Source organism: Mesorhizobium sp. KACC 23794, assembly GCF_052180275.1.
In the GTDB taxonomy this organism is placed as follows: Bacteria; Pseudomonadota; Alphaproteobacteria; order Rhizobiales; family Rhizobiaceae; genus Kumtagia.
The window spans coordinates 2,962,890-2,982,629 of the sequence record NZ_CP197465.1 but is presented as its reverse complement, the minus strand read 5'-3'; the positions used below and the strand labels follow the sequence as shown (position 1 = coordinate 2,982,629).

The window sequence follows — 19,740 nt, the reverse complement described above, 5'->3', positions numbered from 1 at the left end:
AGTCACTTACTTTGCCAAAACCCATTTACAATTTCATCGATCTGGGCGTCTGTGACAATATTCTGCCGTAATAGATGCACCCCAGCGAGAGTTCGGAGCTTTTGATCATATCGATTTGCAAAGAAGTTTTCAAAAGAGCTTGAAACAGTACCCTTGACAATGTCTTCCTCGGTCCAAATTCGGCAGTTTTCACTGAAAATTCCAACTGCCGTAACATGTGGATTTATGGGAAGGAATAGGCAATCCGCATTGCTACCCATCCCAATAAACGGGCTAAACTCCCCACTGTTATTTGCCAAGATGGCGCCGCTGTCACCAAGAACAAATAATCCATCCGGGCTTACCATCGGATACCATCTTTTGGGTCTCAGCTTTTCTGGACAGCGTTCTCCCGTAGCGATCATGTCCGTCAACACACGGTTGTGCTCGTTGTCGAGCGCGGGCGTTTCTCGCGCTGCCAGCCCAAATGACGTCAGAATCCGGCGGAAATGCGATGCAAATTCCTCTGATCGAAGAAATTCATTTGCCTGGTGCTTCGCTACAAGAAGGCTCTTTTGAAATTCAGGCTGTCGTCGCATAGCGGCCTTCTGTTTCCTATTTAAGCCTATCATCTTTTCGTCAAATATCTTGAGCAATCGAGCATCGATTTGCGTCGAAAAACGCTTATGTAGGCGCCCTGCAGTCACGCTTCCTGCTACACGGTCTACGGTTGAAGTAATACCGAGTTTTAATTTTTCGCGCAGTGCGCGCGTTCGAAAGCTGAAAAGCCAACAAAGGTCCGACAATTGATCTGCATATTTTGTAACGTCATCAGGCAATCTTTCAAGCGCGCTGAACACGCCTCCGTAAACACTCTCTCGATCGCTAAAGGCGTTTTCCAGATCATCGTCAGATTCTCCGTAGAATTTTATCGCAGAACCGACGTTTTGGATATTCTTCGCCTGCGGCTCTTCGTCACCAGAATAAACCCAGACAAAATATCGTCCTGGCTTATTCTTCGGCGGATCGCAAAGGAACCTACGGAGCTGAAACCGCGAAACGAAATGGTTGTTGTTTTTTGATTTTGAGATTTTGTCCTGCGCTTTCAACGACGATTTAGTGGGCTAGAGTTGAACATCTCCGGGGACAGTTTACTTTCTTTCCGCAGAAAGGCACAGTCGCTTCAAGGCTGGCGCGGGCGGAAAAAGTTCCCTGCGCTCACTTACAACCGCTTCCGCCAAACCCCTTCACCAGCCTCTTTATCACCGCGTCAAAAACCTTCGCGCTCGCCTGCGGATACTCCCGCCTGAAATACCCGGCCGCCCGTCGCAGAGCGGGATTGCGCGGACGTAGAGGATGCGGCCGTTGCGCAGGCCCTACCAGCTCGCGCCGAAAACTGTCTCGCGGCGATAGCTCAGCGCCCAGCCATCGGCCTCGTCGCCGCGCATGCGCTCGGCAATTTCTGCGCTGAAACCGGTGTCGACCAGCCAGGCGCCCCACACGGCAAGTTCGGCACTGCCGTCCGCCGGGCGGCTGGTGCCGCCGTCGCTGTCGTCGGCCTCGGCGACTTCGGAAAAGCCTGGCGGGATGTCGATGGCATAGCCGAAGCGCGCATTGGCGTAGCGCTGCCAGCCGTCCGCGCCGGCCACGAGGACCGACGCAACGATCAGGACTGCCGCCATCGGAATCTTGTGAAGGCTCATATGTCGGTCTCCGGCGTCGTTAGATAAGCGAATGCCGGCGGCTGTTGACCTTGACCGCGCGCGTCCGCCCTGACTGTCCTACGGGGGTCCGTGAGCCTTCTCAAGAACGGCGCAACTGGACATGTCGCACTCCGTCCAGCACCCCTCATCCGACCTCGCTTCGCGAGGCCACCTTCTCCCACAAGGGGAGAAGGGGGAGTTGGCGTCGACCTCGCCACCAATCGCCAACGTTGTAGATTTGCGGAGACGACGCGGCAGCACTTCCCCTTCTCCCCTTGTGGGAGAAGGTGGATCGGCGCGTAGCGCCGAGACGGATGAGGGGTGTTGGACGGAGTACGACGTGGGCCACGCTCCGCCGAACATATGACTTCAAAAATGGGGGAAGAAAAATCCACACTGCGAAAAAATATTCCCGCCAACGCCTTGTTGGCTATCGCCAACATATTGAAATCGTTCATCCGCCCGACTTTGCTGCCGTATCATTCAACAAATCCGCCGGCATCCCGTCCCCGCCTCTTCGACCAATGCGACAATGGCGCCGGCCTTGTCTGGAGAAGCGGCGATGGACGGAAGTGCAGCTATCGAGCGGAACCGGGAAGCGCTGAAGCGCATCCTGGCGATGCTCGTCTCCATGGCCGGGATGGCGGATGGTGGGTCAACCTTGCCCCGCCGGCTTCATCGCGCGATCCTGCGGCTGCTGCGCCCGGCCGAGGCCGCCGCACGGCGGCTGATCATCGCGGCGGCGCGTGGCCTGGTGGTGGCCTTGCCGGCGGCACGCATGCGAAAGCCGAAACCCGCGATCGGGCGCGGTCCCCGCGCCTTCATGCCGGTCATGCCGAAAAAGCGTCGCCGGTGCCCCCAGCATGCACGAAACCTGCGGCTGCTCGATCCGCTGAAACGCCCGTTCCGCCCCTGCTTCCATTACACGCCGGCGCACGCCGCCCCGCGCATCCTGTCGCTCGATGCGCCATTCCGTCTCTTGCCTCCGCCGCCCTCGCCGGACGACCCGGTCGATGCGGCGCGGCTGGCCTTGCGCCTCGAGGCGCTGGGTCGCGCGCTCGACGACCTGCCGGGCCAGGCAAGACGTTTCGCCATCTGGAAGGCGCGCAACGACGCCGCGCAGCAAAAACCCGCCGCCGGCCGCTTCCGGCGGCTCTCGCCGCTGCGGCGCGGGCGTCCGCCCGGTGGGCGGCTGTCCGGCTATGACCCATCCGCCGACCATCCCCGAAGAATTCGCGAGATCGACGAGATTCTGGCGCACGCCCATGCGCTGGCCGTCTACGCGCTGGAGTTTTCCGACACGTCCTGACGGCATCCTGGCCGGACACGAGGCCTCAGGGATCGACGGCCACGGCGGATTTCCGCCGCATGGCGGCGATGGCTGTTGCCTTCCGGCTTACGGCTTCTTGCGTTTCTTTGCCTTGTCGAACCCCGGCTTGCCCGCCTTCTTGCCCGCCCATGGCGCCTTGTCGACTGATTTGTCGCCCTTCCGGTCGCGGAACTTCGGCCGCTCCGGCTTGCCTGCATCCGCCGCCGCAAAATCCTTGCGCTTCGAATAGGCTCTTTGCGGCGCCTCGCCCATGTCGGGCGCGCCCTCCAGCCGGGTAGCGCGAATGCCGTTCTCCAGCACCCGCTCCGGGCCGAGCGCGGCCAAAAACCCGTCGGCGCTGGCGGCGGTCAGTTGCACGAAGGTCTCCGCCTGCTGCATGCGGATCGCGCCGATGTCGCCCTTGGTGATGTTGCCGCGCCGGCAGAGCATGGGCAGCAGCCAGCGCGGCTCGGCGTTCTGCTTGCGCCCCACCGACACGGAGAACCAGACGCTCGGCCCGAACTCGCGCTCGCGCGCCGGTTTTGCCGCCTGCCGTTCGCCGCGTTCCGGGCGCTCCCGCTCGGGGGGCTGGCTCTCCGCCAGTTCCTCCGGCGCCGAGCGGCCGGCGCGCAGCACGCGCACGAAGGCCGCCGCGATCTGCTCGGGCGAATTCTGCTCCAGCAACTGCCGCACCAGCGCCTTCTCCTCGGCGGCCACCGGCCCGGCCAGCAGCGGGTTGGCGAGCAGCCGCTCGTCGTCGCGTTTGTTGACGTCCTCGATGGTCGGCGGCGTGGTCCAGAACGCCTTGACGCTGGCGTTCTGCAACAGCCGCTCGATGCGCCGCCGCGCGCTGTACGGCACGATCAGCACGCTGATGCCCTTCCGCCCCGCCCGTCCGGTGCGGCCGCTGCGGTGCAGCAGCGTGTCGGGGTTGGTAGGCATGTCGGCATGCACGACCAGTTCGAGGTTGGGCAGGTCGATGCCGCGCGCCGCGACGTCTGTGGCGATGCACACCCGCGCCCGCCCGTCGCGCATCGCCTGCAAGGCATGCGTCCGCTCGCTCTGGCTGAGTTCCCCCGACAGCGCGACGACGGAAAAGCCGCGATTGTTGAAGCGGGCGGTCATGTGGTTGACCGCCGCGCGCGTCGAGCAGAACACCAGCGCGCTGGCCGCCTCGTAATAGCGCAGCACGTTGATGATGGCGTTCTCGCGGTCGTGGCCGGCCACCGTCAGCGCGCGGTAGTCGATGTCGGCATGCTGCTTCTCGGCGCTCTGCACGGAAACGCGCAGCGCGTCGCGCTGGTAGCTCGCGGCAAGGGCCGCGATGGCGCGCGGCACGGTGGCCGAGAACATCAGCGTGCGGCGCTCCGGCGGCGCGGCGTTGAGGATGAATTCGAGGTCCTCGCGAAAACCCAAATCCAGCATCTCGTCGGCCTCGTCGAGCACCACGGCGCGCAGTGCCGACATATCGAGCGAATTGCGCATGATGTGGTCGCGCAGCCGGCCGGGCGTGCCGACCACGATATGCGCGCCGCGCTCCAGCACGCGCCGCTCGGTGCGCATGTCCATGCCGCCGACGCAGGAGGCGACGGTGGCGCCGGTCTCGGCATAGAGCCATTCGAGCTCGCGCATCACCTGCAAGGCGAGCTCGCGCGTCGGCGCGATCGCCAGCGCCAGCGGCGCGCCGGCCGGGCCGAAGCGCTCGGCATCGCCGAGCAGCGTGCGGGCAATGGCGATGCCGAAGGCCACCGTCTTGCCCGAGCCGGTCTGCGCCGAGACCAGCGCGTCGCGCTCCTCGAGGTCCGGCCCGGTGACCGCCTGCTGCACCGGCGTGAGTTCGAGATAGCCGCGTGCGGCGAGCGCATGCGCCAGCGCGGGAACGATGCCGTCGAATGTCGTCATGATTGTCTTTCAAATACGAGGCGCCTCCGTCACGGAAGGCGCAAAAATCGGCTGCGACCCGATGGCATTGTGCGATTGAGGGTCCCTGGCGGTGGTTTAGAGCCTGGGCGGGCGGCTTGCCAGCAAAATACGCCGCCTGCGGTCAATCCGCCTTCTTCTCGCCCTTCTCGCCGGCCTTGACGCGCCAGCGCGCGCAACTCACCACCGAGGAGAGATGAGGCCGGGCTGCCGAACGAGATCAGTCGAACACCGCGAGCGTGATCACGCCCGCTGCGACAATCACGGCCGATATCAGCCGGCCGAGCCACGGCCGTTCGCCGAAAAAGACCAGTCCGATCAGCGCGGCGATGACCACGCTGGATTCGCGGATCGCCGAGACCGCCCCGATCGGGGCGAAGGTTTTCACGTAGAGCACGGTCGCGTAAGCGGCGACAGAGAACACGCCGCCGACCATGCCGATGCCGAACACCCGCCAGTCGAACGCGGTCGCCTTGCGTCGCCGCTGCCATAAAATGGCAAACAGCACCGGCGATTCCAGCAGGAACAGCCAGCCGATATAGCCCATCGGAGCCTGCGAAAGCCGCACGCCGATGCCATCGGCGATCGAATAGCCGGCAATCGTCAGCCCGAGCAGCAAAGCCACGCCCACCGCCCGCTTGTCGGCATGCGCGGCCCCGCGCTGGATCGCCAGGAAGAAGATGCCGAGTGAGATGGCGGCGAGGCCGGCCCAGCCGAGCGTGGTCAGGTTTTCGCCGATGATCAGATAGGTGCCCATCGCCACGACGGCCGGCGCCATGCCGCGCGAGATCGGATAGACCTGGCTGAGGTCGCCAAGCCTGTAGGCCTGGAACAGCAGGATATAATAGGCATAGTGGATCAGTGTCGAAGCGGCGATCGACGGCCAGCTCGCCATCGCCGGCGGCGCGCTGAGCATGATCAGGATCAGCCCGCCAAGCCCATGCATCGACGCCACCGCCGCGATGGTCAGCGCGCGATCGGAGGCCGCCTTGACCAGTGCGTTCCAACTGGCGTGCAGCACGGCGGCGGAAAGCACGAGCGAGAGCGCAAATGCGGACATTTTTGTTCCTGCCCTTCCCGCGGGAAGGGCGGCCGGGCGGCCTGATTGGCGGGCGGGAACACTTCGAGCGAAGCGTTTTCGTTGGTCAGCTAAGCATCAATCGGTTTGGCCGGCTTGTGCCAAGTGCCTCGCTTCGCCTGCCCTGCCTTTATCCCCAGGGCAGGGAAAACGTCTTCACATTGGTAAAACTCTTCATCGCCTCGATGACGCCCTCCTTGTAGCCATTGCCGGAATCCTTGATCCCGCCGAACGGGCTCATCTCGATGCGATAGCCCGGCACTTCCCAGATGTTGACTGTACCGACCCTGAGCCCGGCGATGTATTTCTGCATCCGCCGGAAATCGTTGGTGCACACGCCTGACGACAGGCCGAAGGCGGTCGAGTTCGACAACGCGATCAGCGCGTCGTCATCGTCCGGCGCCCGCACGATCGGCACGATCGGCCCGAACGTCTCCTGCATGACGAGTTCCGAGGAGTGCGGCACGCGGTCGACGACGATCGGCGGCAGCAACGCGCCCTGCCGGCCGGGATGATAGAGAATTTCGGCTCCCTCTTCCGCCGCCATCTCGACGCGCCGCTCGAACAGCGCGGCCGCTTTCTCATGGATGACCGTGCCCAGATCGGTCGAACGATCCATCGGATCGCCGAAGCGCAGCTTTTTCGCCCGCTCCAGCACCAGCGGCACGAAACGGTCGGCGACCTTTTCCTGGACGAGGATGCGTTTCACCGCCGTGCAGCGCTGGCCGGAATTCTTCGTCGCGCCCGCCACCGCGAGATCCGCCGCCCGCGCCAGATCGTCGTCCGAAAGATCGTTCAGGATGATCAGCGGGTCGTTGCCGCCGAGTTCCAGAACCTGCCTTTTGTAGCCTGCCTTCGAGGCGATCATCTTGCCCACTGGCACACCGCCGGTAAACGTGATGAGATCGATATTGTCGTTGAGGATCATCTCGTCGCCGATCTCGGCCGGCCAGCCGGTGACGACCGACAGCATCTGAGGCGGCAGGCCGGCTTCGTAAAGGATGTCGGCAAGCACGAGCGCCGTCATCGGCGTCAGTTCGGTCGGCTTGACCACCACGCAATTGTTGGTGGCGATCGCCGGCGCCACCTTGTGCGACACCATGTTGAGCGGATGGTTGAACGGCGTGATCGCCGAGATCGAGCGAAGCGGTTCGCGCATCGTGAAAATCTTGCGCTGCTTGCCGTGCGGGGTGAGATCGCAGGAAAAAATCTCGCCGTCGTCATGGATGCACATCTGGCCGGTCAGTGTGAACACGTCAAAGGCGCGCCCGACCTCGTAGAGGGAATCCGTCTTGGAGATGCCGAGTTCCAGCGTGATCAAGTCGGAAATCTCCTCCTTGCGCGCGGCCAGCATCTCGGCGGTTTTCAGCAGGATGCGCTGGCGTTCGTAGCGTGTCAGCTTCGGCGTGTACTCCGCCGCGATCCGGAACGCTTCGCGGGCGTGGTGCGCCTGCCCCGCCGGCACGGTGCCGATGACGGTATCCGTGTAGGGATAGCGCACCTCGACAACGGCATCGGCATCGACCTTGCGGCCGGCAATCCGCATCGGCTCGTGGCGGACCTGGAATGACGTCTGGGCCTTGGTCATGGCTGTATCCATTGTGATTTGTCGGTCGTGCGTCCTTCGAGGCTCGCCCGCCAATGATTTCACTTTCCCAATCAACGCGGTGCGGGCTCGCACCTCAGGATGAGGACCGTCGTGGCTGCACCGCTCACCGTCAACCTAGTTTCTGACAGGCAAGCGGAATCTCGGAAAGCCTGCAGATTTGGCGATTGGCGATGTAACTACTTCGGTCCTCATCCTGAGGTGCGAGCCCGTACGACGGGACTTGTTGAGCGACAATCTCAACGGGCGAGCCTCGAAGGACGCACATCGTCAACCACGCGCCGCCGCCATCGCTGCGTAAAAAAAAGCATCGAAATTCCGCAGCGCCGGTGCATCCGGCAGATCGGCAAGCTGGCGGTTGACGATGAACGGCACCGCCTGCTCGGTCAGCCCGCCATGCGAACGCAGCGGCTCGTCGAGTGCTGCGAGATCGTGACGGTGCTCGCTCGTGCCGATCGTCTTGTTCTCCGACGAGACCAGAACGATGTCGCCGATGCGGTCGGCCGGCAGTTCGAAGCGCGCGCAGGCGGTCTCGCGATCGATCACCACGTCGAGCCCTTCGATGCCCGCCAGCCGCCGCATGATCGCCGCACGGTCGGCGCCGGCCGGAAGGTAAGCCGTGGCGAACGAACCCAGTGCGCCATGATGCACGACATAGGGATCGGTGATCGGCAGTATGACCCGCGCCGCGTCCTTGCCCAGCCATTCGTCGAGCAGGTCCTGCACGTAGATGACGTCCGGCCTGCCGTCGGCCTTGTGTTTCGGCTTCATGCCATGGTCGGCGGTCACGACGATCGCCGCGCCCAGCGTGTCGAGTTCGGCGAGATAGCGGTCGAACATCTCGTAGAAATCGTTCGCCTGCTTCACGCCCGGCGCGTATTTGTGCTGCACATAGTCGGTCGTGGTCAGGTACATCACGTCCGGCTGGAATTCCTTGAGCAGCTTGACGCCCGCGGCGAACACAAATTCCGACAGTTCGGCCGAGTAGACTTCCGGCACCGGTCGCCCCAGCCATGCCGAGGCATTGTCGATGCCGTTTTCGGCCTTTGTCGCCTTGTCCGATTTTTCAGAAGAGAAGCACACCGCGCGCCCGTCCTCATAAGACAGACCATGACCGAGCAGCGCCCGCAGCTTGTCCTTGGCCGTCACCACGGCGACCTTGGCGCCGGCATCGAAGAAAGCCTTGAAGATGGTCGGCGCGCGCAGGAAACGCGGATCGTTCATCATCACTTCCTGGCCGGTCTCCGGCTCGTAGAGATAGTTGCCGCAGATGCCATGCACTGACGGCGGCCGCCCGGTGGCGATCGACAAATTATTGGGATTGGTGAAGCTCGGGATGACGCTATGCGCGGTGCGCACCGTGCCTTTCACCTTGATCTTTTCCAGCGCTGGCATCAGCCCCGCTTTGATCGCTTCATCCAGATAGGCCGGCTCGCAGCCGTCGAGGCAGATGGCGATGGCCGGCACGGTCGGCCAGGCATAGTCCCGGCCGTTGACGGTCACCGCGACGCGGGAGAACTGGTTCATGGCAATATCCTTTTGGAGCCGTATCAAGCGGCAAGTTTGGCGCGTTCGGCAATCGCGACGGCAGGCGGCGCGGCGCTGTCCACGCCCATTTCGGCCAAGCACTCGCCCGCCGCGGTCACCACCCGGCGCATGACATGCTCGTCCATCCGGCCGATGCAGCCGATGCGGAAACTGTCCACCGCCGTCAACTTGCCGGGATAGATGATGAACCCCTTGTCCTTCATCAGCCCATAGAAGCTGTCGAATGCAAAATTATGGTGGGCCGGGTTGAAGAAGGTGACGATGATCGGCGACAGCCAATCGTCGGACAGCAGCGTCTCGAACCCCAGCGCCCGCATGCCGGCGACCAGCACGTCGCGATTGCGGCGATACCGCGCGCCGCGCCCGGCGACACCGCCCTCTGCTGCGTGCAGCCGCAGTGCTTCGAGGAAAGCGGCCACCGCATGCGTCGGCGGCGTAAAGCGCCACTGGCCGGTCTTTTCCATGTAGGCCCATTGCGCATGGACATCGAGGCTGAGCGAATGGCTGCGACCTTTCGCGGCCTCCAGCTCGCTCTTCCGCGCGATGACGAAGCCGAAGCCCGGCACGCCCTCGATACATTTGTTGGCCGAGGACACCAGCGCATCATAGCGGATCTCGCTGACATCGAGCGGCACCGCGCCGAAGGCGCTCATTGAATCGATCAGCAGCCGCCGGCTTTTTTTCGCCACCACTTCGGCGATTTCCGCCACAGGATTGAGGATGCCGGAACTCGTCTCGCAATGGATTACGACGACATGGGTGATCGCCGGATCGGCGTCGAGCGCCGTTGCCACCTCGTCGCCGAGCGGCGGCAGGTAGTCGCCCTTGTCGATCACCGCATGAGCGCGGCCGAGATAGGCAAGCGTCTGCGCGGTGCGCTGTCCGTAGGCGCCATTGGCCAGCACCAGCACCTTGCCGTCACGCGGCACCAACGAGCCGAGCATCGCCTCGACGGCAAAAGTGCCGCTGCCCTGCATCGGCACGCAGTCGAACTCGCCGGCCGTATCGCCCGCCAGCGCGATCAGTTGGCGGCGCAGATCGGCAGTCATCCCGCGAAAATCCGCGTCCCAGGAGCCCCAGTCGCGCAACATCGCCTGCTTGACCGAAGTGGCGGTGGTGAGCGGGCCGGGCGTCAGCAGATAGGGCTCGCCCATCGCGGGCGCCGCGAACGGCTCGGCGGCATCGTTGTCGGGCATCTCGTTCTCCCAGCGCGTCTGCGACGCGCACATCTCCCACTTACCGATCTATCTGTAAAATCGTTATTTTGTATCGATCTATAAGTTTGACTGGAAAAACGACTACCAAGCGTTTCGCCGATCTGGGCACGTTCCCTTGCCGATCGCAAGCGCCCATCGCAGCCGTTCCGCCGGACTCGGCAAGGAGATACGATGCGCTACGTCCAACTCCGGGCATTTCACTACGTCGCCATCTCCGGCGGGTTTTCGCGCGCGGCGGAAGAACTCCTGCTCACCCAGCCGGCGATCTCCGACCAGGTGCGCAAGCTGGAAGAGGAATATGACGTGCTGCTGTTCAACCGGCAGCGCAAGCAGGTTTTGCTCACGCCGGCCGGTGAAAAGCTGCTGGTCATCACCCGCCGCATGTTCGACAACGAGCAGCAGGCTCTGGAACTCCTGTCGGAATCGCGCGCCTTTCGCGCCGGCACGCTGCGCATCGTCGCCGACGCCGCCCATCATCTGCTGCAAATCCTCGCTGAATTCCGGCGCAAATATCCGGGCGTCAAAATCTCGGTTCGCGCCGGCAACACGGAAAGCGTGATCGAAAGCCTCTACAGCTACGACGCGGACCTCGGCGTGCTCGGCGAAATCCCGTCAAGCCGCGACTTCGATATCGTCAAGCTGAACGCGACGCCGATCGTCGCCTTCGCGGCGATCGATAATCCAGTGGCACACAAGAAATCCCTCACCTTCCACGAACTGTCCAACCTGCCGCTGGTCATGCGCGAGCGCGGCTCGAAAACCCGCCGAAAGCTGGAGGACGGCGCGGCGGAGGCTGGCGTGGAACTCAAGCCGATGATCGAGGCCGAGGGCCGCGAGGCCGTGCGCGAGATCGTCGCCCCCGGCGCCGGCATCGGCTTTGTCTCGGCCGCCGAGTTCGGACAGGATTCCCGGCTGGTAAAAATTCCGATCGACGCGCCGGGTTTGCTGATGGACGAGGCGCTGATCTGCCTCACCGAGCGCAGCGGCGGCAAGCTGGTGCGTGCCTTCCTCGACATAGCCCGGTCAGCGGCGGCAGGTTAGCGGGCGGCCACGCGCGAAAAAATGCCGGCCCGAAGGCCGGCACAGTCATCGCGCAAGAGAGATGGCTAAATGTCAGCCGCCATACGTGTAGACGACCAGGGTCCCATCTGGCATGACTTGGCTCGCCACGACATGGTCGGTCATGACCTTCTGTTCGGTCAGCCTTGTGGTGACGACAGTGTTCGCCGCCAAAGCGGCGCGCAGGTCGCCGACAGGTCCCGCACTCTGGCTCATCGCTGCGTCGAACGCCTGCTTGTCGGCGCTCGCCCAGTCGTCGACCCGCACCACCTTCACGGACGAAATCGTGGAAATCGTCTGGATCTGGCCCGCGGTCGTCGTGCCCGCTGCCATTACCGGCGTAAGGGTACGGACGTCGCCGATGCTGGCGGTGGTCATCGTATCGGTATCGCTTTCGGCGTTGAATTGCTGCGCGCCGGGATTGATCTGGGTCTGGCCGGTGGAATCCGGATCCTTGGCTTGAGCCGGGCTCTCGGCGAAGGCCGGAACTGCAAAAGCCGTGATCGCCGCCACGGAGGCGGCATACAGGAGGCTGCGTTTCATGGAGAATCTCCTCTGTTTGTCCCTCGCGGCGTCAACCCTTGGGCGTGGAGATGGTTCCCGAAAAATGCCGGCCGCATGCTTGCGCCGCAACGGACTCGATGTGGGAAATGAAGGCTTCGGCTAACCGAGCCGCGCTTCCCAGCGGTCGAGAAATGCCTCGATCGGCATTGTCTGCATGTCGGGAACCGCCTCGAACAGCGTTTCGGCCGGCCAGTCCCACCAGGCCAGCTTTTCGATGCGGCGGCATGCATCGTCTGCGAACCGACGCCGCAACGCGCGCGCCGGCGCGCCGGCAACGATTATGTATGGCTCGACATCATGCGTGACGACCGCATTGGCACCAACCACGGCGCCGTTGCCGATCGACACGCCCGGCATCACCACCGCGCCGTGGCCGATCCAGACGTCATGGCCGATCGTCACCTGCTTGCCCTGCCGGCGTTTTCGGAAGGCCTCGTCGACGCCGAGATAGCGGAAATATTCGTTCGGCCGGTAGCTTAGCTTGTGCTGGGTGATGCGCTCGATCGGATGCTCCAGCGCGTTAATGCGGGTGTTGGCGGCGATAGAGCAGAACTTTCCGATGGATGTGTAGATCGCCTCGGCATGCCGCTCGAAATAGGAAAAATCGCCGACGCTCACCTCGCGCAGGATGACGCGCTCGCCGATCACCGCATAGCGCCCCAGCTTGCAAGATTTCAGCTCCGCCGTCGGATGAATGCGGGGTTCGGAATCTTTGAAGCGCAGATTTGGATCGATATCCATTTCAGCGATCTACTTGCCGGCGAAACCGTCGGCAAGCCTCACTGCGGCTTGCCGTTGGTCCACACCACCTCCTGGCCATAGAGCGGCACGGTCGAGATCGCCATCTTGGCCGACCCGTCCTGCACCTGCCGCGAATGCGAAAGATAGATCAGCGTCTGGTTGGCCTTGTCGTAGATGCGGTTCACCACCTGTTTCTTCCAGATCAGGCTGATCCCCTGCTTGAACACTTCCTCGCCCTCCTCGCCGAAATCGATGTCGCGGATGGTGATCGGTCCGGTCTGGCGGCATGAGATTGCGGAATCGGACGGGTCCTCGAACCAGTTGCCCTTCTGCAGCCGGTCGACCACGCCGCGGTCGAAATAAGAGACATGGCAGGTGATGCCGTCGACCTTCGGATCCTTGATTGCTTCGACGATGATGTCGTTGCCGAGCCAGTCGACGCCGACCTCGCCGACCTGCTGGGCTTGGGCGAGCCCTGAAGACAAGGCAACGGCGGCGGCCGATATCAGTACGGCGAGCGGGCGCATAAAATTCTCCTGTTGCGAACGGCGAGACCAGACGTGGGACCACAGCGGCGCGAATGCAAGTGCGACGGCACCGGCAGCGTCAACATGGCCCCTTCCGCTATGACCCGCCCAAGGCTATTTTCAGCAAATGACGCCTCGAACCGCATTCCACGTTCCGCGCGCTGCCGGCTGTATCGCGGCAGCGACGGCATTTGCGGCCACGACCGGAGCGACGTTCGCGGCCTGGGCAGCTCAAGGGTCCGATATCTTCATGGCAATGATCCAGTCCGGCATGTCCTGGTGCTTCTGACAACCTCGTCGCCATCGGCTACACATTCCCTCTTGCCCAGAACCTGAGACCGCCATGCAATCGAAGATGATGCGATTTGTTCTCGTCGGTATCCTCGTCGTCATGGCTGCCGGCGTCGGTTGGCTGACGTTCGACTGGTATCGGCAGATGAACAGCAGCGACGCCTATGGCGCGCCGTTCACGCTGCTCGACCAGAAGGGCGCCGAAATTTCCGAAGCGGCGTTCCGCGGCCATCCGTCGGCGGTGTTCTTCGGCTTCACCCATTGCCCGGAAGTCTGCCCGACCACGCTGGTCGAAATGGACAGCTGGCTGAAGAAGCTCGGCGACGACGGCCGTGACGTCCGCGCCTATTTCGTCTCGATCGACCCCGAGCGCGACACGCCGGAGACGATGGACACCTATGTCGGCAATGTCTCCGACCGCATCACCGGCATAACCGGCGACCCGGAAAAGGTCGCCGCCATGGCAAAAGCCTTCGGCATCTACGCGCGAAAAGTGCCGCTGGATGGCGGCGACTATACGATGGACCACACCGCCTCCGTCCTGCTGCTCAACCGCGAAGGCGGCATCTTCGGCACGATCTCCTATGGCGAGGATCCCGACACGGCGCTTGCAAAACTCAAGCGACTGATTGCCGAAGGCTGAGGCGACAAACCTGATGGGCCAGACCCGGTTTTTCTTCGTCGCCGACAAGACGGCGTGCCTAAAACTCTTTCCGGCGCTTGAAGCCGAGTTCGAGGAAGATGGCCTGCCGCTTGCCATGATCGAGTTCGACGAGGCCAAGCACCTTGAGGAAATATCGCTTTACGTCGACGGTGACCCGTCCGATGCCGAACGCCGGATGGCTGGCGTTCTGCGCGATCACGGACGGCCGGAAAGCCTTTCGCGCGAGGACCTGCCGGATATCGATTGGGTTGCGCGTTCGCTCGAAGGGCTGAAACCAGTCCGCGCGGGCCGCTTCTTCGTCCATGGCGGGCATGACCGCCACCGCCGCCGTATCGGCGACCTCGCCATCGAGATCGAGGCCGGCATGGCCTTCGGCACCGGTCATCACGGCACGACGGCCGGCTGCCTGGAAATGATCGAGATGGTCGTCCGGCGCGAGCGTCCGAAAAATGCGCTCGACCTCGGCACCGGCAGCGCCGTGCTGGCGATCGCCGTCGCAAAGATGGCGCATATCCCGGTGCTTGCCACCGACATCGATCCCGTCGCCGTTCGGGTGGCCGCCGAGAATGTAAAGCTGAACGGCGTTCCCGCGCTGGTGCGCACCGCCACCGCGCCGGGCTTCCATCATCCGGTCTTCGGCCTCGCCGGGCCGTTCAACCTGATCGTCGCCAACATCCTGGCACGGCCGCTGATGCAGCTTGCGCCACAGATGGCGCGGCATGTCACCTGGGGCGGATCGCTGATCCTCTCAGGCATATTGGAACGCCAACGCGATGCAGTTGTTGCGGCCTATTGCGGCCAGCGCTTCCGGCATGTGCGCACCTTGCACCGCGAGGGCTGGGTGACGCTGCACCTCAAGCGCTGAAGGGTCCCAGGCCTGGCGGGCTCGTGACGCCCACTTGCCGCTGATCGTTACAGATAATACGCGCCCGCGCGCTTCCGCAGTTCGGAGCGGCTGTAGCCGTGCGACCTCAGAGTCTCGTCGTCGAAGCCGAGCAGGGCCGAAGCGACATAGCGTTCCGCCTGCTTTTCACGCGCCTGCATGAAAGCATCGAAGGCGGATCTGAAAAAACTGGTTTTCGTGGTCATAGGCGTTTTCCTTGTTCAGGATTCGCAGTCATGTCCTCCACGGAAGAAAGGTAAGTTCTGCTGACCTTTTACCCAAGTGCGAATTCGGCATGGGTGCCATCTACAATTGCATACACCAGTCGGCAGGCGGTGCTGGACCATCGCGCCCGCGTTGCCACAATGGGTGCCTGAAGATACGGTCACGCATTCGAATCCGCTGGGGAAACCGCAGGCCATGTTCCAGACCTTCGACGAGGAAAGTGATCCGACGCTGGGTGCCGGCCGCGTGGCGCAACTGCGCGAGTGGCTGGTCGCCAAAAGCCTCGACGGCTTCATCGTGCCGCGCTCCGACGAGCATCAGGGCGAATACGTCGCCGAGCGTTCGGAGCGACTGAAATGGCTGACCGGCTTCACCGGCTCAGCCGGCGTGGTCATCGTGCTCGGCAGCCGCGCCGTGCTGTTCGTCGACGGCCGCTACACTTTGCAGGCGCGCCAGCAGGTCGATCCGGCAGTGTTTTCCATCGAAAGCCTGATCGCCAACCCACCGCCGGACTGGCTGAAGGAGAACGCCGGCAAGGGGCTTCGCCTCGGCTTCGACCCTTGGCTGCACACCATCTCCGAGGTGAAGGCCCTGCGCTCCGCCTTGGAGGGCAAGGGCGCTGAACTGGTCGCCGTGGAGAAGAACCCGATCGACGAATTGTGGCCCGACCAGCCCGACGCGCCGCTCAAGCCCGTTGAGATCCATCCCAACGCCCTTGCCGGCGAGCTCGCCAAGGAAAAGCTGGCACGGCTGGCAGCGGCAATCGCCGCCGACGGGGCGACCCATGCCGTGCTCACCGACCCCTCCTCTCTGGCCTGGGCCTTCAACATCCGCGGCAACGACGTGCCGCACACGCCGCTGGCGCTCGGTTTCGCCATCCTCGCCGCCGATGGCGCGCACCGGATTTTCATCGACAAGCGCAAGCTGCCGATCGAGCCGAGAGCCTATCTGACACAGCTTGCCGACATCAGCCCGCCCTCTGCGCTGGAGGCCGACCTCGTGGCGCTTGCCAGGGCCGGCGCCCGCGTCGCTCTCGATCCGGTGCTAGCGGCTGAACAGTTGCGGTTGCTCGTCGCCGACAATGGCGGCACGGTTGTCGAGGCGGCGGACCCGGCGCGCATCCCGCGCGCCACCAAGAACGCAGCCGAACTCGCCGGTTCGCGGGCCGCACATCGCCGCGACGGAGCCGCGATGGTGAAGATGCTGGCCTGGCTCGACCGCCAGCAGCCAGGCTCGATCGACGAGATCAGGACCGTCGAGCAACTGGAAGGTTTCCGCCGCACCGTCGGTGAGGAAACGCAGATGCCGCTGCGCGACGTCTCCTTCTCGACCATCTCCGGCTCGGGTGCGAACGGCGCAATCATGCATTACCGCGTCTCGCGCGCCACCAACCGCGTGCTTGGCGACGGCGAACTTTTCCTGATCGATTCCGGCGGCCAGTACCAGGACGGCACCACCGACATCACCCGCACCGTTCCCGTCGGCACGCCGACCGAAGAGATGCGCGAGCGCTACACGCTTGTGCTGAAAGGCATGATCCGCATCTCCATGCTGCGCTATCCGCCCGGCACGCGCGGCTGCGACATCGACGCCTTCGCCCGCGCGGCGCTCTGGCAGCACGGGCTGGATTTCGCGCACGGCACCGGTCACGGCGTCGGCTCCTATCTTTCCGTGCATGAGGGGCCGCAGCGCATCGCCAAGACAGGCACGCAAAAGCTGCTGCCCGGCATGATCCTCTCCAACGAGCCGGGCTATTACAAGGAAGGCCACTACGGCATCCGGCTTGAGAACCTTATCGTCGTCACGCCCGAGGCGACAATTCCCGGCGGCGACATCGCCATGCACGGCTTCGAGACGCTGACGCTTGCGCCGTTCGACCGGCGCATGCTTCAGCCGGAACTGCTCAACAAGGACGAGTTGCAGTGGCTGGACGCCTACCACGCGCGTGTGCTGGCGGAGATCGGTCCGATGCTGGACGGCGAGAACCTGGCCTGGCTGGACAAAGCGGCGGCGCCTCTTCCCCACCTGCCGCATTAAGGGTCCGTCGAGATCAAGTCAGGATGGGCCGGACTCGAAGATGATCGACCGGGCGAAAATTGAACAACTACTGATCGCAATTGGCGATCGTCTGCGCCGACCGTCTACAATCGTCATTGTTGGAAGCACGGCAAGCATGCTTTCGGGGCAGGATGATCGCCAGACGCCCGATATCGATATATGGTATCCGATGTCGGACTTCGATCCGGGTGACATGAGACAGGCTGTGGAAGCTGCAGGTCTGCGCTACGATCCACGTGGCGAAATCGGCGCGGAGGACATCTATCTGCAGATACTGCGGCCAGGCATCACGATGTACCCTCCTACGTTCCAGACCATGCAGCTTGGGACCTACGGTAACCTCAGCGTTGCCATGCCGCCGCCCGCTTTGATCGTCGCGACCAAACTCGCGCGCGCCACGGAAAGCGACCTGGAAGATGTTGCCTGGTGGATGGAGCATACCGACATTTCGCGAGACGACATTGAGAACGCCATCAGCCTGATCCCTCAACGCCGAAATCGGGAAGAAGCCACCGCGAACCTCATTTTCCTCGACATCGACCGGGACCAGGACCGATGACCGCGCGCCGCAGCATCCGCACCTTGCGCGTAGAGGCAGAGGCCGCCCTGATCGAAAAGAGGGTCTTCAGGGTGATGGCGGCGAGAGACTGGGAACTGCTGATCAAGATCGCCGAAATTGCCCAGGCGGATGCCGATGTGCGTCTGGCACAGACCGATCCGTCGCGCTTCATCCTCCTGCGCAACGGCGTGTCTTCATGGCACCTGAAAGGGCTGACGGGCGTTACGCCGGATAGCATCCGAAAAGCGCTCGAGAAGCATCAAATCGCTTACCTGGACCCAACCGACCGGGCGGCCAAACCGCGTGCTCGCGCCGAAGGCCCCGCGACACGCACGCATCCTTCACAGCCCGCATGAAACGCGGCACCGCAGCGCCGCTCCATCTCAAATGCCATTGGCCTGCGCCCACCCAGGCCCACTACCCGCCACGATGCGATAGTGGTCGACGTTTTTCGGACGCTCGACCAGGAACTTGTCGTCCTCGGATAATGGCGCGCCACCTCAGGATCGTCGCCGGCGAATGCCTTGATGGCTTCGAGCGAGGTCCACCAACTCAGCGTCGTCACTTCGCTGGTGCCGTCACCACGCGCGCGCAACACCATCTGGAAGCCAAGATTGCCCGGCGTCGATTTGTAGTCCTCAAGCCCGGTCGCCTTGATGTAGTCGACATAGACCTGCTCGTCCGCAGTGCGGTCGACGCCGGTCCATTTGCGCAGGATTTTGGTTTCCCCGCTCATCGCCGCCTCCTTCTATCCAATCACCTGCCGCAGCAAAATCAGCGTCGCCCCGCCGGCGAGGAACAGCGCCAGCATGCCGTAGCGCAACGACACGATCGCCGTTACTACCAGCGCAACGAACTCGGCCGGCCCTGCCGTCAGCAGCGCCGGCGCGACCAGCGTGGTCAGCACCGCAGCGGGAACGACGTTCAACGCCGCCTCGATGCGCGGATGCACCGTCTCGAAACGCGACAGGATGAGATGCCCGCCAATGCGCGTCAGATAGGTCAGCGCCGCGCCCCACAGGACGATCCAGGCGATGTTGCTCACGGCGCGGACCTCTTCGCGGCATTCGGCGCGACGACCGCACCGAGGATAATGCCGGCCGCCGCCCCCACCGACACATGCCAGGGCGACCCGATGGTCTTGTAGGCGATGAGCGAGACCACGCCACTGACCAGCACAACCGGCAGCCACAGCGGCCGCTTGCGAAAACTCATGACCAGGCCGAGAAAATAGATCGGCAGAAGGAAATCGATGCCGATGGCATGGGTATCCGGGATCAGCTTGCCGAACACCGCGCCCAGCCCGCTTTCGATGACCCAGCAGACATAGATCGCCAGGCCCATGCCCATGTACCAGACGAAGCCGACCTTCTCGCCGCTTTCGGCTTTCCGTTCGGCCTCGGCGAATTGCGGGTCGGTCAGCACGAAATAGCCAACCGCCTGCTGCCAGAGCGGCCAGTGCGCCAGCCGTCGGCCGATGGAGGCTGAATAGAGCACATGCCGGAAATTCACCGCGAAGATCGACGCCACCACCAACCACGGCGCGATGTTCTGTCCGAACAGTTCGATGCCGACCATCTGGCTGGCCCCGCCATAGATCAGCGCGCTCATCAGGATCGCCTCGGCGACGGTGAAGCCGTTGTCCACCGCGATGGCGCCGAACAGGACGGCAAAGGGCGCCGAGGCGACGACCACGGGGAGGCCGAGCCGCACACCCTGCCAGAACGTGCTCTCTGCTGGTCGCATAACGACGGATTCGGTGGCCATGACATTCCCCGGAAACCGGGATAGCTATGTCAGCACCCCTGT

At 63.4% G+C, this 19,740-nt stretch carries 21 protein-coding genes; 7 read left to right on the top strand and 14 right to left on the bottom strand.

Going from position 1 to position 19,740, the window contains the following annotated elements; genetic code table 11:
* Positions 1 to 2 precede the first annotated feature (2 nt).
* Together ACSBOB_RS14575 and ACSBOB_RS14570 are read right to left on the bottom strand one after the other, a co-directional pair.
* Entirely contained in the window at positions 3 to 1,088 is a 1,086-nt protein-coding gene (locus tag ACSBOB_RS14575) for a DUF4238 domain-containing protein (RefSeq protein WP_442583103.1), read from the bottom strand.
* Positions 1,089 to 1,355: 267 nt separating this feature from the next.
* Entirely contained in the window at positions 1,356 to 1,682 is a 327-nt protein-coding gene (locus tag ACSBOB_RS14570) for a hypothetical protein (RefSeq protein WP_442583102.1), read from the bottom strand.
* 562 nt (positions 1,683 to 2,244) lie between these two features.
* Here ACSBOB_RS14570 and ACSBOB_RS14565 point away from each other — a divergent pair.
* Positions 2,245 to 2,991 (top strand): hypothetical protein, encoded by a 747-nt coding sequence (locus ACSBOB_RS14565; RefSeq protein WP_442583101.1) that lies wholly within the window; start codon positions 2,245 to 2,247, stop codon positions 2,989 to 2,991.
* 87 nt (positions 2,992 to 3,078) lie between these two features.
* Here ACSBOB_RS14565 and ACSBOB_RS14560 read toward each other — a convergent pair whose 3' ends face one another.
* The 5 genes from ACSBOB_RS14560 to ACSBOB_RS14540 form a co-directional block, all read right to left on the bottom strand.
* A complete protein-coding gene (locus tag ACSBOB_RS14560; protein WP_442583100.1) occupies positions 3,079 to 4,893 on the bottom strand; it encodes a DEAD/DEAH box helicase in 1,815 nt (604 codons plus the stop codon).
* Positions 4,894 to 5,131: 238 nt separating this feature from the next.
* On the bottom strand, positions 5,132 to 5,971 hold the full coding sequence (locus ACSBOB_RS14555; RefSeq protein WP_442583099.1) for an EamA family transporter: 840 nt from the start codon (positions 5,969 to 5,971) through the stop codon (positions 5,132 to 5,134).
* A 148-nt stretch (positions 5,972 to 6,119) separates the two neighbouring features.
* On the bottom strand, positions 6,120 to 7,577 hold the full coding sequence (gene phnY / locus ACSBOB_RS14550; RefSeq protein ID WP_442583098.1) for a phosphonoacetaldehyde dehydrogenase: 1,458 nt from the start codon (positions 7,575 to 7,577) through the stop codon (positions 6,120 to 6,122).
* A 288-nt stretch (positions 7,578 to 7,865) separates the two neighbouring features.
* The gene (gene phnA, locus ACSBOB_RS14545) at positions 7,866 to 9,122 is read right to left on the bottom strand and encodes a phosphonoacetate hydrolase (protein ID WP_442583097.1); all 1,257 of its coding nucleotides are present in this window, start codon (positions 9,120 to 9,122) and stop codon (positions 7,866 to 7,868) included.
* A 23-nt stretch (positions 9,123 to 9,145) separates the two neighbouring features.
* Positions 9,146 to 10,339, bottom strand: coding sequence for a 2-aminoethylphosphonate--pyruvate transaminase (locus ACSBOB_RS14540; RefSeq protein WP_442583096.1), 1,194 nt, complete (start codon positions 10,337 to 10,339; stop codon positions 9,146 to 9,148).
* 192 nt (positions 10,340 to 10,531) lie between these two features.
* Between ACSBOB_RS14540 and ACSBOB_RS14535 the strand changes: the two genes are divergently transcribed.
* Positions 10,532 to 11,401, top strand: coding sequence for a LysR substrate-binding domain-containing protein (locus tag ACSBOB_RS14535; protein ID WP_442583095.1), 870 nt, complete (start codon positions 10,532 to 10,534; stop codon positions 11,399 to 11,401).
* Between the two features lie 72 nt (positions 11,402 to 11,473).
* Here the strand turns inward: ACSBOB_RS14535 and ACSBOB_RS14530 are convergent, their stop codons facing one another.
* The 3 genes from ACSBOB_RS14530 to ACSBOB_RS14520 all read right to left on the bottom strand — a co-directional run bounded on the left by ACSBOB_RS14530 (position 11,474) and on the right by ACSBOB_RS14520 (position 13,251).
* Complete coding sequence (locus ACSBOB_RS14530; protein ID WP_442583094.1) at positions 11,474 to 11,962, bottom strand: hypothetical protein; 489 nt, start codon at positions 11,960 to 11,962, stop codon at positions 11,474 to 11,476.
* Positions 11,963 to 12,082: 120 nt separating this feature from the next.
* A complete protein-coding gene (locus ACSBOB_RS14525) occupies positions 12,083 to 12,724 on the bottom strand; it encodes a DapH/DapD/GlmU-related protein (protein ID WP_442583093.1) in 642 nt (213 codons plus the stop codon).
* A 38-nt stretch (positions 12,725 to 12,762) separates the two neighbouring features.
* Entirely contained in the window at positions 12,763 to 13,251 is a 489-nt protein-coding gene (locus tag ACSBOB_RS14520; RefSeq protein ID WP_442583092.1) for a CreA family protein, read from the bottom strand.
* Between the two features lie 355 nt (positions 13,252 to 13,606).
* Between ACSBOB_RS14520 and ACSBOB_RS14515 the strand changes: the two genes are divergently transcribed.
* Positions 13,607 to 14,185, top strand: a complete 579-nt coding sequence (locus tag ACSBOB_RS14515; protein WP_442583734.1) for an SCO family protein — start codon at positions 13,607 to 13,609, stop codon at positions 14,183 to 14,185.
* 13 nt (positions 14,186 to 14,198) lie between these two features.
* On the top strand, positions 14,199 to 15,071 hold the full coding sequence (locus tag ACSBOB_RS14510; protein ID WP_442583091.1) for a 50S ribosomal protein L11 methyltransferase: 873 nt from the start codon (positions 14,199 to 14,201) through the stop codon (positions 15,069 to 15,071).
* Between the two features lie 47 nt (positions 15,072 to 15,118).
* Here ACSBOB_RS14510 and ACSBOB_RS14505 read toward each other — a convergent pair whose 3' ends face one another.
* Complete coding sequence (locus tag ACSBOB_RS14505; RefSeq protein ID WP_442583090.1) at positions 15,119 to 15,295, bottom strand: hypothetical protein; 177 nt, start codon at positions 15,293 to 15,295, stop codon at positions 15,119 to 15,121.
* Positions 15,296 to 15,509: 214 nt separating this feature from the next.
* Between ACSBOB_RS14505 and ACSBOB_RS14500 the strand changes: the two genes are divergently transcribed.
* The 3 genes from ACSBOB_RS14500 to ACSBOB_RS14490 are packed head-to-tail and all read left to right on the top strand — an operon-like array spanning position 15,510 to position 18,287.
* Positions 15,510 to 17,351, top strand: a complete 1,842-nt coding sequence (locus ACSBOB_RS14500) for an aminopeptidase P family protein (protein ID WP_442583089.1) — start codon at positions 15,510 to 15,512, stop codon at positions 17,349 to 17,351.
* 40 nt (positions 17,352 to 17,391) lie between these two features.
* The gene (locus tag ACSBOB_RS14495; RefSeq protein WP_442583088.1) at positions 17,392 to 17,931 is read left to right on the top strand and encodes a DUF6036 family nucleotidyltransferase; all 540 of its coding nucleotides are present in this window, start codon (positions 17,392 to 17,394) and stop codon (positions 17,929 to 17,931) included.
* Positions 17,928 to 18,287, top strand: a complete 360-nt coding sequence (locus tag ACSBOB_RS14490) for a hypothetical protein (RefSeq protein ID WP_442583087.1) — start codon at positions 17,928 to 17,930, stop codon at positions 18,285 to 18,287. Before ACSBOB_RS14495 ends, ACSBOB_RS14490 begins: the two co-directional genes overlap by 4 nt.
* On the opposite strand, the gene ACSBOB_RS14485 is transcribed toward ACSBOB_RS14490, so the two are convergent.
* From ACSBOB_RS14485 to ACSBOB_RS14475, 3 genes are read right to left on the bottom strand one after another with little or no spacing between them, the layout of a single operon-like run.
* Positions 18,200 to 18,667 carry a hypothetical protein gene (locus ACSBOB_RS14485; protein ID WP_442583086.1) on the bottom strand — a complete coding sequence of 156 codons (468 nt, stop codon included), beginning with the start codon at positions 18,665 to 18,667 and terminating at the stop codon, positions 18,200 to 18,202. The genes ACSBOB_RS14490 and ACSBOB_RS14485 overlap by 88 nt on opposite strands.
* Positions 18,668 to 18,679: 12 nt before the next feature.
* Positions 18,680 to 18,976 carry an AzlD family protein gene (locus ACSBOB_RS14480; RefSeq protein ID WP_442583085.1) on the bottom strand — a complete coding sequence of 99 codons (297 nt, stop codon included), beginning with the start codon at positions 18,974 to 18,976 and terminating at the stop codon, positions 18,680 to 18,682.
* Positions 18,973 to 19,698 (bottom strand): AzlC family ABC transporter permease, encoded by a 726-nt coding sequence (locus ACSBOB_RS14475; RefSeq protein ID WP_442583084.1) that lies wholly within the window; start codon positions 19,696 to 19,698, stop codon positions 18,973 to 18,975. Before ACSBOB_RS14475 ends, ACSBOB_RS14480 begins: the two co-directional genes overlap by 4 nt.
* Positions 19,699 to 19,740 lie beyond the last annotated feature (42 nt).

Coding starts and splice junctions, on each gene's coding strand:
- ACSBOB_RS14525 (WP_442583093.1), bottom strand. CDS start 12,724: ATGGATATCGATCCAAATCTGCGCTTCAAAGATTCCGAACCCCGCATT.
- ACSBOB_RS14475 (WP_442583084.1), bottom strand. CDS start 19,698: ATGGCCACCGAATCCGTCGTTATGCGACCAGCAGAGAGCACGTTCTGG.
- ACSBOB_RS14555 (WP_442583099.1), bottom strand. CDS start 5,971: ATGTCCGCATTTGCGCTCTCGCTCGTGCTTTCCGCCGCCGTGCTGCAC.
- ACSBOB_RS14510 (WP_442583091.1), top strand. CDS start 14,199: ATGGGCCAGACCCGGTTTTTCTTCGTCGCCGACAAGACGGCGTGCCTA.
- ACSBOB_RS14505 (WP_442583090.1), bottom strand. CDS start 15,295: ATGACCACGAAAACCAGTTTTTTCAGATCCGCCTTCGATGCTTTCATG.
- phnY (WP_442583098.1), bottom strand. CDS start 7,577: ATGACCAAGGCCCAGACGTCATTCCAGGTCCGCCACGAGCCGATGCGG.
- ACSBOB_RS14490 (WP_442583087.1), top strand. CDS start 17,928: ATGACCGCGCGCCGCAGCATCCGCACCTTGCGCGTAGAGGCAGAGGCC.
- ACSBOB_RS14560 (WP_442583100.1), bottom strand. CDS start 4,893: ATGACGACATTCGACGGCATCGTTCCCGCGCTGGCGCATGCGCTCGCC.
- ACSBOB_RS14535 (WP_442583095.1), top strand. CDS start 10,532: ATGCGCTACGTCCAACTCCGGGCATTTCACTACGTCGCCATCTCCGGC.
- ACSBOB_RS14540 (WP_442583096.1), bottom strand. CDS start 10,339: ATGCCCGACAACGATGCCGCCGAGCCGTTCGCGGCGCCCGCGATGGGC.
- ACSBOB_RS14520 (WP_442583092.1), bottom strand. CDS start 13,251: ATGCGCCCGCTCGCCGTACTGATATCGGCCGCCGCCGTTGCCTTGTCT.
- ACSBOB_RS14565 (WP_442583101.1), top strand. CDS start 2,245: ATGGACGGAAGTGCAGCTATCGAGCGGAACCGGGAAGCGCTGAAGCGC.
- ACSBOB_RS14570 (WP_442583102.1), bottom strand. CDS start 1,682: ATGAGCCTTCACAAGATTCCGATGGCGGCAGTCCTGATCGTTGCGTCG.
- ACSBOB_RS14530 (WP_442583094.1), bottom strand. CDS start 11,962: ATGAAACGCAGCCTCCTGTATGCCGCCTCCGTGGCGGCGATCACGGCT.
- ACSBOB_RS14515 (WP_442583734.1), top strand. CDS start 13,607: ATGATGCGATTTGTTCTCGTCGGTATCCTCGTCGTCATGGCTGCCGGC.
- ACSBOB_RS14500 (WP_442583089.1), top strand. CDS start 15,510: ATGTTCCAGACCTTCGACGAGGAAAGTGATCCGACGCTGGGTGCCGGC.
- ACSBOB_RS14495 (WP_442583088.1), top strand. CDS start 17,392: ATGATCGACCGGGCGAAAATTGAACAACTACTGATCGCAATTGGCGAT.
- ACSBOB_RS14485 (WP_442583086.1), bottom strand. CDS start 18,667: ATGAGCGGGGAAACCAAAATCCTGCGCAAATGGACCGGCGTCGACCGC.
- phnA (WP_442583097.1), bottom strand. CDS start 9,122: ATGAACCAGTTCTCCCGCGTCGCGGTGACCGTCAACGGCCGGGACTAT.